Annotated in this window: 12 protein-coding genes; all 12 read left to right on the top strand. The window is 70.8% G+C overall.

Annotated elements, in window-relative coordinates; all coding sequences use genetic code 11:
* Window positions 1–185 precede the first annotated feature (185 nt).
* Entirely contained in the window at window positions 186–548 is a 363-nt protein-coding gene (fliO, locus tag MNO14_RS07870; protein WP_241946298.1) for a flagellar biosynthetic protein FliO, read from the top strand.
* A gap of 61 nt (window positions 549–609) precedes the next feature.
* On the top strand, window positions 610–1,323 hold the full coding sequence (gene fliP, locus MNO14_RS07865) for a flagellar type III secretion system pore protein FliP (RefSeq protein ID WP_241946297.1): 714 nt from the start codon (window positions 610–612) through the stop codon (window positions 1,321–1,323).
* Window positions 1,320–1,589, top strand: a complete 270-nt coding sequence (locus MNO14_RS07860; protein WP_183426883.1) for a flagellar biosynthetic protein FliQ — start codon at window positions 1,320–1,322, stop codon at window positions 1,587–1,589. Before fliP ends, MNO14_RS07860 begins: the two co-directional genes overlap by 4 nt.
* 28 nt (window positions 1,590–1,617) lie before the next feature.
* Complete coding sequence (gene fliR / locus MNO14_RS07855) at window positions 1,618–2,415, top strand: flagellar biosynthetic protein FliR (RefSeq protein WP_241946129.1); 798 nt, start codon at window positions 1,618–1,620, stop codon at window positions 2,413–2,415.
* Between the two features lie 79 nt (window positions 2,416–2,494).
* Window positions 2,495–3,634 carry a flagellar biosynthesis protein FlhB gene (flhB, locus tag MNO14_RS07850; protein WP_241946128.1) on the top strand — a complete coding sequence of 380 codons (1,140 nt, stop codon included), beginning with the start codon at window positions 2,495–2,497 and terminating at the stop codon, window positions 3,632–3,634.
* Complete coding sequence (gene flhA, locus MNO14_RS07845) at window positions 3,631–5,712, top strand: flagellar biosynthesis protein FlhA (RefSeq protein WP_241946127.1); 2,082 nt, start codon at window positions 3,631–3,633, stop codon at window positions 5,710–5,712. Before flhB ends, flhA begins: the two co-directional genes overlap by 4 nt.
* Window positions 5,713–5,870: 158 nt before the next feature.
* Entirely contained in the window at window positions 5,871–7,433 is a 1,563-nt protein-coding gene (flhF, locus tag MNO14_RS07840; RefSeq protein WP_241946126.1) for a flagellar biosynthesis protein FlhF, read from the top strand.
* Window positions 7,420–8,271, top strand: a complete 852-nt coding sequence (locus tag MNO14_RS07835) for a MinD/ParA family protein (RefSeq protein WP_241946125.1) — start codon at window positions 7,420–7,422, stop codon at window positions 8,269–8,271. Before flhF ends, MNO14_RS07835 begins: the two co-directional genes overlap by 14 nt.
* Window positions 8,268–9,023: an RNA polymerase sigma factor FliA gene (locus MNO14_RS07830; RefSeq protein ID WP_241946124.1), complete on the top strand. Its 756-nt coding sequence runs from the start codon at window positions 8,268–8,270 to the stop codon at window positions 9,021–9,023. The genes MNO14_RS07835 and MNO14_RS07830 overlap by 4 nt, the downstream gene beginning before the upstream one ends.
* A 22-nt stretch (window positions 9,024–9,045) precedes the next feature.
* A complete protein-coding gene (locus MNO14_RS07825; protein WP_241946123.1) occupies window positions 9,046–9,438 on the top strand; it encodes a chemotaxis response regulator CheY in 393 nt (130 codons plus the stop codon).
* A complete protein-coding gene (locus tag MNO14_RS07820; RefSeq protein WP_241946122.1) occupies window positions 9,435–10,052 on the top strand; it encodes a protein phosphatase CheZ in 618 nt (205 codons plus the stop codon). The genes MNO14_RS07825 and MNO14_RS07820 overlap by 4 nt, the downstream gene beginning before the upstream one ends.
* A gap of 3 nt (window positions 10,053–10,055) precedes the next feature.
* Window positions 10,056–12,023, top strand: coding sequence for a chemotaxis protein CheA (locus MNO14_RS07815; protein ID WP_241946121.1), 1,968 nt, complete (start codon window positions 10,056–10,058; stop codon window positions 12,021–12,023).
* Window positions 12,024–12,030 lie beyond the last annotated feature (7 nt).

Below are 12,030 nucleotides of genomic sequence, written 5' to 3'. Positions count from 1 at the left end.
GGGCGGCGGCGCTGTCGGCCGCGCCCGACCCGGCAACCGCGGCGCCCGCGCCGGCGCCCCGCGTCGACAGGGTCGCGCACATGGGGACCGACGCCGCACCGGCCGCTTCGGCAACGCCCACCGAGACCGCAGTCGTGGCGCCTGCCGCCGCGATCCCGGCCGCCAGCCTCGGTCAGCCGACACCGATGCCGATCGGCAGCCATGCGCCGCAGGCCCCGGGTCTGGGCGGCGCGTTCGTCGCGCTGGTGCTGGTGCTCGGACTGATCCTTGGCCTGGCCTGGCTGCTCAAGCGCCTGCCCGGCAGCGGCCTGCGCCAGGCCGACGGCCTGCGGGTCGTCGCCAGCATTCCGCTCGGCGGCAAGGAGCGCGCCGCGGTGCTGCAGGTCGGCGGCGAGCAATTGCTGGTCGGCATTGGTGCCGGCGGTGTGCGCACGCTGCATGTGCTGCCCGCACCGCTGGCCGAAGCGCCGCCGCTGGCGATGCCCACGTTCAAATCGCTTCCCGACTTCAGGCAGTTGCTCGCCCAGCGGCTGCGCAAGGACTCCTGATATGGCCCGCCGTTCCCGCCTGCTTGCGCGCTTCGCCGGTGCACTGTGCCTGCTGCTGCCGATGCTGGCGCTCGCTGCCCCGGCGCTCGCGCCGCAATTGCCCGCCTTGCCCGATGTGACCGTCGGCCAGATCGGCGATGCGCCGGTCAGCCTGCCGCTGCAGACCCTGCTGCTGATGACGGCGATCACGCTGATCCCGTCGATGCTGCTGGTGCTGACCGCCTTCACCCGCATCATCGTGGTGCTCGCGCTGCTGCGCCAGGCCTTGGGCACCGGCCAGACGCCGTCCAACCAGGTGCTCGTCGGCCTGGCGTTGTTTCTCACCGCGCTGGTGATGACACCGGTCTGGGAATCGGCCTGGAATGCGGGCTTTGGGCCCTATCTCGACGGCCGCATCGATTTTCGCACCGCCTGGGAGCTGGGCACCGCGCCGCTGCGCGGCTTCATGCTGGCGCAGGTCCGCGAAACCGACCTGATGACCTTCGCCGGCCTCGCCGGACACGACACCTACGCTGGCCCCGACGAGGTGCCGTTCCAGGTACTGGTCGCCTCGTTCGTCACCAGCGAACTCAAGACCGCGTTCGAGATCGGATTTCTGATCTTCATCCCCTTCATCATCATCGACCTGGTCGTGGCCAGCGTGCTGATGTCGATGGGCATGATGATGCTCTCGCCGATGCTGGTCTCCGCCCCGTTCAAGATCCTGCTGTTCGTGCTCGTCGATGGCTGGGTGCTGACGGTCGGCACGCTGGCGGCCAGTTTCAACCTGCCATGACCCCCGAACTCGCGCTCACCGAATTGCGTCGCGGCCTCGAAGTGGCGCTGTGGGTCGGCGGCCCGCTGCTGGCGACGGTGCTGGTCGTCGGCGTCGTGGTCGGCGTGCTGCAGGCCGCCACCCAGATCAACGAGCCGACGATCGCGTTCGTCGCCAAGGCCGTCGCGCTCACCGCCGCGCTGTTCGCGCTGGGCGCGTTCCTGATCGGCTATCTCGTCGACTACACGACGACCTTGTTCCACAGCATCCCGCATCTGATCGGCTGATCGCGGCAATGCGCGCAGGTCCCCGCTGATGGATGCCGCCACGCAGATGGCGATCGACGGCCAGGCGGCCTTCGGCATGATCGGCGCGTTGCTGTGGACCGCGCTGCGGGTAGGCGCGCTGCTGATGGCGATGCCGATGATCGGCACGCGCGCACTGCCGGCGCGAATCCGGGTCATGGTCGCGCTGGCGATGAGCCTGGCGTTGGCGCCGATTCTGCCCGCACCGCCGATCTGGACCGGCTTCGATGCCGCGACCGTGCTGTCGATCGCCCGCGAGCTCGCGGTCGGCGCGGCGATGGGGTTCATGCTGCGGCTGGTGTTCGAGGCCGGCGCGCTGGCCGGCGAATTGATCTCCCAGGGCACCGGCCTGTCGTTCGCGCAGATGAGCGACCCGATGCGCGGGGTCAACTCCGGCATCATCAGCCAGTGGTTCTATCTGGCCTTCGGCCTGCTGTTCTTCGCCGCCAACGGCCACCTCGCGCTGGTCGCGCTGCTGGTACGCAGCTACGAGGCGCTGCCGATCGGCACCGCGCTGCCCGGGCTCGAGGCCACGTTGCGCGTCGCCCCCGAGTTCTTCGCGCTGGTGCTGCGCGGCGCGGTCTCGCTGGCGCTGCCGGTCATGGTCGCGATGCTCGCGGTCAATCTCGCCTTCGGCGTGCTGTCGCGCGCCGCGCCGGCGCTCAACCCGATCCAGCTCGGGTTGCCGATCTCGGTGCTCGTGGGTCTGCTGCTGATCGCGGTGCTGGCCGGGGAACTCGGCCCGCCGATCCAGCGGCTGTTCGACCTGGCCTTCGACGCCGCCGCGCGGGTGCCGCTGGGACGCTGAGCGGTCGGCGGAGCGCGGCACCGCCAGGCGCGGCATGTGACTTGCAGCGTGCAGCCCGTCACCCGCGACGCCGGCAACGATGGCCGAGAACGAAGACGGTCAGGAAAAGACCGAACAGCCCAGCGAAAAACGACTGCGCGATGCGCGCGAGAAGGGCAACGTCCCGCGCTCGCGCGAACTGTCGACCGTGGCGGTGTTCGGTGCGGGCGTGTGCATGCTGCTGGCCACCGGCGGTGGCCTGTCGGCCCGCGCGCTCGACTGGATGCGCGCGGCGCTGACCCCGGACCTGGCGATGCTCGAGTCGCCGCAGATGTTGTTCGGCCATGCCGGCCAGCTGATGCTCGGTTTCCTGTGGCTGCTGGCCCCGCTGCTGCTGGTGCTGCTGCTCGCCTGCCTGGTCGCGCCAGCGCTGATGGGCGGACTCAATGCCTCGACCAAGGGGCTGGTCCCCGACCTGAAGAAGCTCAATCCGCTGGCTGGCCTCAAGCGCATCTACGGGCCCGAGGGCGCGGCCGAACTGCTGAAATCGCTGTTGCGCGTCGTCCTGGTCGGCGCCGCGGCCGCGCTGTTCCTGTGGCCCGGGCTGCATCGCCTGCGCAGCATGCTCGACCAGCCGCTCGAGGCCGCTGCCGGCGCCGGCCTCGGCTTCGCATTGTGGATGTTGATGGCGACCTCCGCGGCCTTGCTGCTGCTGGCGCTGCTCGACGCGCCGTACCAGAAATGGAACTGGCGCCGGAAGCTGAAGATGACGCGGCAGGAACTGCGCGAGGAAATGAAGGAAAGCGAGGGCCGTCCGGAGGTCAAGGGCCGCATCCGTCAGCTGCAGCAGCAGATGGCGCAGCGGCGGATGATGGAAGACTTGCCCGGCGCCGATGTCATCGTGGTCAATCCCACGCATTACGCGGTCGCGCTCAAGTACGAAGGCGAGGCGATGCGCGCACCGAAGGTGATCGCCAAGGGCGTCGACGAGATGGCGCTGCGCATCCGCGCCGTGGGCGAGCAACACCGCATCGCGCTGGTCGCCGCGCCGCCGCTGGCACGGGTCTTGTATCGGGAGGCGCAGATCGGTCAGGAAGTTCCCGTGAAGCTCTACGCCGCCGTCGCCCAGGTGCTGTCCTACGTGTATCAGCTGCGCAGCTGGGCGCCGGGCCAGCCCTACCCCGAGCTGTCGGCGGTGGAGGTCGATGAAGACGCGCCGGGCACCGGGGCGCGGCCATGAGCGCGGTGATGCAGTCCGGCCCCAAGCGCCTGTTCGACATGCTGCGCCACGGGCTGGGGGCGCCGTTGCTGGTGCTGGCGCTGCTGGCGATGGTCGTGGTGCCGTTGCCGCCGTTCGTGCTCGACGTGCTCTTCAGCTTCAACATCGCGATCTCGCTGGTGGTGCTGCTGGCGGTGGTCTACGTGCAGCGCCCGCTGGACTTCAGCATTTTCCCGATCGTGCTGCTGATGACCACGATGCTGCGCCTGGCGCTGAACGTGGCCTCCACGCGGGTGATCCTGCTGCACGGCCAGAACGGCCCGGGCGCGGCCGGCAACGTGATCGAGTCGTTCGGCGAATTCGTCGTCGGCGGCAACTTCGCGGTCGGCATCGTCGCGTTCGCGATCCTGACCATCATCAACTTCATGGTCATCACCAAGGGCGCCGGCCGGGTCTCGGAAGTGACCGCACGCTTCATCCTCGATGCGATGCCCGGCAAGCAGATGGCGATCGACGCCGACCTCAATGCCGGCCTGCTGACCCGCGAGGAAGCCAAGGCCCGGCGCGAGGAAGTCCGCCAGGAAGCCGACTTCTACGGCGCGATGGACGGCGCCAGCAAGTTCATCCGCGGCGATGCGATCGCCGGCATCCTGATCCTGTTCGTGACGATCGTCGGCGGGCTGGCGATTGGCATGCTCCAGCACGGCATGCCGTTCGGCGATGCGGCGGCGACCTACACTCTGCTGTCGATCGGCGACGGCCTGGTGTCGCAGCTGCCGGCGCTGCTGGTGTCCTCGGCGGTCGCGCTGCTGGTCACCCGCGCCTCGCGCGCCCAGGACATGGGCGGCGCGGTGACCGGCCAGGTGTTCGGCCAGTACCGGGCGCTGGCGATCGCGGCGGTCATCCTGCTGGTGGTCGGGCTGGTGCCCGGCATGCCGAACCTCGCCTTCCTGAGCCTGGCCGCCGTGGTCGGCTACGGCGCCTGGACGATGCGCAATCGCAGCCTGGCGGCCGAGCGCGCCGCGGCCGCCCCCGACGCCGCGTTGCCCGCGCCCGAGCAGACCACCAACGCCGAGCTCGGCTGGGACGATCTGCGCCCGGTCGATCCGCTCGGCCTGGAGGTCGGGTATCGGCTGATCCCGCTGGTCGACAAGGCCCAGGGCGGCGAACTGATGGCGCGGATCAAAGCGGTGCGCCGCAAGCTCACCCAGGACATCGGCTTTCTGATTCCGCCGGTGCACATCCGCGACAACCTCGAACTGGCGCCCACTGCGTATCGGCTGCTGGTCCACGGCGTGCCGGTGGCGACCGCCGAGGTGCATCCCGACCGGTTGCTGGCGCTCGATCCGGGCGGCGCGCTGCAGCCGATCGAGGGCATTCCGGGCAAGGACCCGGCGTTCGGGCTCGACGCGTTGTGGATCCTGCCGATCCAGCGCGCCCAGGCCGAGGCCTCGGGCTACACCGTGGTCGATCCGGCGACCGTGGTCGCGACCCACCTCTCGCACCTGGTCCGCGAACAGGCGCCGGAACTGCTCGGGCACGAGGAAGTCCAGCAACTGCTGGCGACCCTGGCGCGCAGCGCGCCCAAGCTCGCCGAGGACCTCACGCCCAAGGCGCTGCCGTTGGCGGTGGTGGTCCGGGTGCTGCAGAACCTGCTCGTCGAGCGCATTCCCGTCAGGCAATTGCGCCGCATCGCCGAGGCGCTGGTCGAGCACGCCGCGCACTCCCAGGACCCCGCTCAACTCACCGCCGCGGTCCGCACCGCGCTGGGCCGCTTTATCGTCCAGGAGATCGCCGGCCCGGCACCTGATTTGCCGGTCTACACGCTGGCGCCAGCGCTGGAACGCGTCTTGCAGGATTCCGCGCAAGGGACCGGGGCTGCGCTGGAGCCGGGCCTGGCCGAACGCCTGCAGCAGAGCCTGGCCGACTGCGCCGGCCAGCAGGAGGCCAGGAACGAACCGGCGGTGGTGCTGGTCCCCGGCCAGGTCCGCGCCGCGCTCGCGCGCCTGGTCCGGCACAGCGTCCCGACCCTGTCGGTGCTCGCCTACACCGAAGTCCCCGAAGACAAGCGGCTCAAGTTGCTGGGGACGATCAGTTGAGGCGCGGGATCGGGTTGTAGGGACCCGGGGCGCGTGAACGCGATGCCCCGCCACGGAGAACGCACGATGCACACACCACACCCCAGACCCCAAGGCCGACGCGATGCGCGCGTCTTCGCCCTGCTCCATGCCCCCTTCTCCATGTCCGGCCACCGCCCATGAACATCCGCCGTTTCGTCGCCGCCGATATGCGCAGCGCCCTGCAGATGGTGCGGGCCGCGCACGGCCCCGATGCCGTGATCCTGTCCAATCGCCGCACCGACGAAGGCGTGGAGATTGTCGCGGCCAGCAACTACGACGAGAGCGTGGTCCAACGCGCCCTCGATGACGCCCAGCGGCGCGACACGCCAGCCGCCGCATCGAGCGAACCACCGCAGGCACAGGCCGCAGACAGCCGCAACGACTCGCCCGCCGAACGCTGGCTGCGGGCGTTGGCACCGGACGAGAAGGCTGTATCGCCGCAGCCGGCGGCCAGCGCGGTGGTTGCCGATACGCCGCCCGCGGCGGTCGCCGAGGCCCTGCACACCGAGATCGCGGACGCCGGCGCCGGATTTCCGTCGTTCGCCGAATTGCTCGGTCGCCGACGAGCGCCAGCACCGGCATTGCACGCGGAAGACGACGGGATTCCGTCGCGGACATCGCCCGAGCCGACCGCACCGGCGCAGGACGTGGCCGCCCCGAGCGCACGCGCGCCCATCGCACACGCTCCGACGCCGAGCGCGCCGGCTGCCGCGTCGCCTGCGCTGGTCGCCGTGCCCGCACCGCCGGCACCGACGTCGACCAGCGACGGCGAGCTGGCGCAGATGCGCGAGGAACTGGTGCAGATGCGGCAGATGATCGAGCGCGAGATGGCGCGCCTGACCGACGAGCGCCTGCGCGGTTCCCCGGCCCGCGGCCAAGTCATGGAACTGATGGAAGACTATGGTTTCGATGCCGGCATCACCCGCGACGTCGCCTTGCAGGTGCCGGCCGACACCCCGGCCCACCGCGTCCGCGGGCTGATGCTTGCCTTGCTGTCCAAGCGCCTGCCGATCTGCCCGATCGACCCGCTGGAGGAGGCCGGGGTCATCGCGCTGGTCGGCCCGACCGGCGCCGGCAAGACCACGACCATCGCCAAGCTCGCCGCGCGTTACGTCGCACGCCACCAGGCCCGCGACGTGGCGCTGGTGACCACCGACACCGTGCGTGTGGGCGGCCGCGAACAACTGCACAGCTACGGCCGGCAGCTCGGCATCGCGGTGCACGAGGCCGACAGCGAAACCGGGCTGGTCCAACTACTGCAGCGCCTGCGCGACTACCGCCTGGTGCTGGTCGACACCGCCGGGCTCAGCCAGCGCGATCGCGCCCTGGCCGGCCAACTGCACTGGCTGCGCGCCGCGCGTCAGATCCGCACCCTGCTCGTGCTGCCGGCCAACACCCATTTCGCCGACCTCGACGAAGTCGTCCGCCGCTTCGAGGGCGCCCGCCCGCAGGGCGCGGTGCTGACCAAGCTCGACGAGACCGGGCGGTTGGGCAGCGTGCTGTCGGTCGCCGTCGATCACGCCCTGCCGCTGACCTGGATCGCCGACGGCCAGCGCATTCCCGACGATCTGCATCGCGCCAATGCCGCCCATCTCGCATTGCGGCTTGAAGATCTTCGCCGCGATGCCGATAAGCCGATCGTCCCCTCGCACGATCTCCACGACCCCGACGCCCAGAAGCCCCAGCATGCCGTCGCCTGACCTGCCCGCCCCCGCCCCGTTCGCGCCCGTCCGCACCCTCGCCGTCACCGGCGGCAAGGGCGGCGTCGGCAAGACCAACGTGTCGGCCAATCTCGCCATCGCGCTGGCCGGCATGGGTCAGCGCACGATGCTGCTCGACGCGGACCTGGGCCTGGCCAATCTCGATGTGCTGCTGGGCCTGTCGCCGCGCTTCACGCTGGCCGACCTCGTCGCCGGGCGCTGCACGCTCGACGAGGCGATCATCGAGGGCCCGGCCGGCGTGCTGATCGTGCCGGCAGCGTCCGGCCGTCGGCACATGGCCGAGCTACGTCCGATCGAACATGCCGGCCTGGTCAACATCTTCAACGAGCTCGAGCGCGATCTCGATGTGCTGGTGGTCGATACCGCCGCGGGCATCACCGACTCGGTGCTGACCTTCTGCCAGGCCGCGCAGGACGCGGTGGTCGTGGTCTGCGATGAACCGGCCTCGCTCACCGATGCGTATGCGCTGATCAAGGTGCTCGCCCGCGAGCGCGGCCTCGACCGGATCCAGGTCGTCGCCAACATGGTGCGCAGCCCGCAGGAGGGCCGCGCGCTGTATGACAAGCTCGTGCGCGTGTGCGAGCGCTTCATCGGCGACGTCTCGCTGAACTACCTGGGCGCGGTGCCGCAGTGCGAATGGCTGCGTGCCGCAGTCCAGCGCCAGCAGGCGGTGGTGCGCGCCTACCCGGGCAGCCCGTCGTCGCAGGCGCTGGTGGAGATCGCACGCCGCATCGCGCGCTGGCAGGCGCCGACGGCGCCGCGCGGCCACGTCGAGTTCTTCGTCGACCGCCTGCTGCGGCAGGGAGCGGCGGCATGAACGCCGCCGCCCGCCAGTACCAGGCGGTCCAGCGCGCCAGCGCGCCGGACCCGGTCGTGGTGCATGCCGAGCTGGTGCGCCGCATCGCCCATCACATCGCCGCCCGGCTGCCGGCCAGCGTGGAGATCGACGATCTGATCCAGGCCGGCATGATCGGCCTGCTCGAAGCCTCGCGCAGCTACGACGCCGAACAGGGCGCGTCGTTCGAGACCTATGCCTCGATCCGGATCCGCGGCGCGATGATCGACGAGATCCGGCGCGGCGACTGGGTGCCGCGCTCGGTCCATCGCCGCGCCCGCGAGGCCGCCGCCGCGATCCGCGAGATCGAGCAGGCCAGCGGTCGCGCCGCCAGCGCGCAGGAGGTCGCGGCCAAGCTGCAGATGCCGCTCGCCGACTATCAACGCCTGCTCGAAGACGCCGCCCGCGGCCAGGTGCTGAGCCTGGACTCGCACGTCGAGGACCACGGCGAAGTCGAGCCGGCCAATCGCGACGGCGGGCCGACGCCGCAGGAACACCTGGTGCGCAGCGAGTTCGGCCGGGAACTGGCCGTGGCGATCAAGCTATTGCCTGAGCGCGAACAGCTGGTGCTGTCGCTGTACTACGAACAGGAACTCAACCTCAAAGAGATCGGCGCGGTGCTGGGCGTGAGCGAATCGCGCGTGTGCCAGATCCACGGCCAGGCCGTGGTGCGCCTGCGCGGCCGCCTGTCGACCTTCGAACTTGCAGATACCGGCATCGGCAACGCCGACTGATGCCCCACCCGTGGAGCCCGCTTTGAACAAGAACATCCGTATCCTCGTGGTCGACGACTTCTCGACGATGCGCCGCATCGTCAAGAACCTGTTGTCTGACCTGGGCTTCAACAACACCGTCGAAGCCGAGGACGGCAACAGCGCGATGGCGGTGCTGCGCCAGGATGCGGTCGACCTGGTCATCACCGACTGGAACATGCCCGGCATGACCGGCATCGAGTTGCTGCGCGCGATCCGCGCCGATCCCAAGTTCCGCGCGCTGCCGGTGATGATGGTCACCGCCGAGGCCAAGCGCGAGCAGATCATCGAGGCCGCGCAGAGCGGCGTGAACGGCTACATCATCAAGCCGTTCACCGCGCAGACGCTGTCGGAGAAGCTGGACAAGATCTTCGAGCGCCTGGGGGGCGCAGCGTGACCGCCACCGCCACGGCGACCACCGATCGCAGCCAGCTCGCCGGGCTGCTGCATGACGCGCTCGAAGCACTCGAACGCGGCGACGAGGCCGGCTGGCGCCGGCAGGTCGACGCGCTCGCCGCCGCCCGCGCACGCACGCTCGTCGACGGCCTGGGCCGGCTGGCGCGCGAACTGGCGCAGGCGCTCGACACCCTGCCGGCCGCCCCCGCGCAGGGCGGGCTCGACGATGCCTGTGCCCGCCTCGACCACGTGGTGACGATGACCGAGCAGGCCACCCACCGCACGCTCGATTTGATCGAGGACAGCCGCGCGCATGTTGCGCAGTTGCGCGCCGGCACGCTGGACGCCGCGCAGACCGCGACCCTCGACGCGCTGCGCGAGAACCTGCGCGAAATGGCGCTGGCGCAGAGCCACCAGGACCTGGGCGGGCAGATCATTCGCCGCGTCGCCGGCATCGTGCGCGGCGTGCACGAAGGCTTTGGCGCGCTCGGGCTGCCGTCCGCCGACGGCGAGAACGACCGCCTGCGTGCCGCCGGACCGGCAGTCGCCGGGCTCGACACCGGCACCGTCGGCCAGGACGACGCCGACGACCTGCTCTCGCGCCTGGGACTCTGAGCGATGCAGTTCTCGCCCGACATCGCTGCCGATTTCGTGCTCGAGGCACGCGAGCTGCTCGTCGACCTGGGCGGGCAACTGGTCGAGCTGGAGCAGACGCCCGACGACCGCGAGCAGCTCAACGCGGTCTTCCGGGCCTTCCACACGCTCAAGGGCGGCGCCGGCTTCCTTGGCGCGACCGCGCTGGTGGAGCTGTGCCATGCCGCGGAAGAAACGCTGGGCGCCGCACGCTCGGGCACCGCGACCCTGCTGCCGCGGCACTTCGACGCCGCGCAGCAGTCGCTCGACTGGCTGCAGGCAATGGTCGACGCGGTCGAGACCGGCGACGACGTGCCGCATGCCCCGCCCGCTCTGATCGCCGGCTTCGCGCTCGACACCGTGGCGCCCGCGGCGCCCGCCCCGGCCACCCGCGTGGCTCCGGCCGTCGCCGCAGCGTCTGCGGCGGGCGGTGAGATGATCGACGACGACGAGTTCGAGGCGCTGCTCGACCAGTTGCACGGCAACGCGGCGCCCGGCGCATCGGTTCCCGCGCCCGCACCAGGTCCGAACGATCCGATCGACGACGACGAGTTCGAAGCCCTGCTCGATCAGCTGCACGGCAAGGCTGCGCCGGGCGCCACACCGGTCGCCGCCGCGCCGGCCGCGGGCGGCGACACGATCGACGATGACGAATTCGAGGCACTGCTCGACCAACTGCACGGTGCGCATGCACCCGGCGCGGCGCCAGCGCCCGCCGCCGCAGTCGTGGCGCCCCCACCTGGCCCCGCACCGCGCGGCGCGCCGCCGGCACCGGCCAGAGCGGCCGCCGCGCAGGCAACGGCCGAGCGCGAACAGACCGTCCGCGTCGATACCCGTCGGCTCGACGCGATCGTCGACCTGGTCGGCGAACTGGTGCTGGCCCGCAACCGCCTCAAGACACTGCGCGCACGATTGCGTGACGAGGACCTCGACCGCGCCGTCGCCACCCTGGACAACGCCACCGCACGCCTGCAGGGCGCGGTCATGCGCACGCGCATGCAACCGGTCGGCAAGGTGTTCTCGCGCTTTCCCAAGGTTGCCCGCGATGTCGCCCGCGCGCTCGACAAGGAAGTGGATCTGGAACTGGTCGGCGCCGACACCGAGCTCGACCGCAACCTGGTCGAAGCGCTGGCCGACCCGCTGATCCACCTGGTCCGCAACGCGATCGACCACGGCGTGGAGACGCCGGACCTGCGCGAGGCGACCGGCAAGTCGCGCGCCGGCAAGGTCCGGCTGATCGCCCAGCAGCAGGGCGATTACGTCGGCATCGAGGTCCAGGACGACGGCGCCGGCATCGATCCCGAGCGCCTGCGCGCCAAGGCCCGCGAGAAGGGCCTGATCGACGCCGAGTCGGCCGCGCGCCTGAATGCCGAGGAATGTCTGCATCTGATCTTCCTGGCCGGGCTGTCGACACGCACCGAGGTCAGCGACATCTCGGGGCGCGGCGTCGGCATGGACGTGGTGCAGTCGCGGATCCGCGAGCTCGGCGGGCAGATCCAGGTGCAATCCGAACTCGGTCGCGGCAGCCGCTTCACGCTGCGCGTGCCGCTGACGCTGGCGATCCTGCCGACCCTGCTGGTCCACGCCGCCGGCGATGCCTATGCCTTGCCGCTGGCCCGCGTGCAGGAAGTGCTGCATGCACCGGCGCGCACGGTCAACTGGTTCGACGGCCGCGCCGCGCTCGATCGGCGCTCGCATACGCTCTCGCTGCTCGACCTGCGGCACTGGCTCGACCGGCCCGCACTGGAAACGGCGTTGCTGACCATCGTGGTGCTGCAGCGGGGCGACAGTCGCTTCGGTCTGGTCGTCGACGAAGTGCGCGGGCGCGAAGAGGTGGTCATCAAGCCGCTGCCGCGCGCGTTGCGCGGCCTGCCCGGCTATGCCGGCGCGACCTTGATCGGCGATGGCCGGCTCGCGCTGATCCTCGACGTGGACGCGCTGCGCGGACCCTGAGCGTCCG

This window comes from Luteimonas sp. S4-F44 (assembly GCF_022637415.1).
Lineage (GTDB): Bacteria > Pseudomonadota > Gammaproteobacteria > Xanthomonadales > Xanthomonadaceae > Luteimonas.
The sequence above is the reverse complement of the archived record's forward strand: the minus strand, read 5'-3'. Positions and strand labels throughout refer to the sequence as shown.

Coding starts and splice junctions, on each gene's coding strand:
- MNO14_RS07835 (WP_241946125.1), top strand. CDS start 7,420: ATGCCGTCGCCTGACCTGCCCGCCCCCGCCCCGTTCGCGCCCGTCCGC.
- MNO14_RS07830 (WP_241946124.1), top strand. CDS start 8,268: ATGAACGCCGCCGCCCGCCAGTACCAGGCGGTCCAGCGCGCCAGCGCG.
- MNO14_RS07815 (WP_241946121.1), top strand. CDS start 10,056: ATGCAGTTCTCGCCCGACATCGCTGCCGATTTCGTGCTCGAGGCACGC.
- flhB (WP_241946128.1), top strand. CDS start 2,495: ATGGCCGAGAACGAAGACGGTCAGGAAAAGACCGAACAGCCCAGCGAA.
- fliR (WP_241946129.1), top strand. CDS start 1,618: ATGGATGCCGCCACGCAGATGGCGATCGACGGCCAGGCGGCCTTCGGC.
- MNO14_RS07860 (WP_183426883.1), top strand. CDS start 1,320: ATGACCCCCGAACTCGCGCTCACCGAATTGCGTCGCGGCCTCGAAGTG.
- flhA (WP_241946127.1), top strand. CDS start 3,631: ATGAGCGCGGTGATGCAGTCCGGCCCCAAGCGCCTGTTCGACATGCTG.
- fliP (WP_241946297.1), top strand. CDS start 610: ATGCTGGCGCTCGCTGCCCCGGCGCTCGCGCCGCAATTGCCCGCCTTG.
- fliO (WP_241946298.1), top strand. CDS start 186: ATGCCGATCGGCAGCCATGCGCCGCAGGCCCCGGGTCTGGGCGGCGCG.
- flhF (WP_241946126.1), top strand. CDS start 5,871: ATGAACATCCGCCGTTTCGTCGCCGCCGATATGCGCAGCGCCCTGCAG.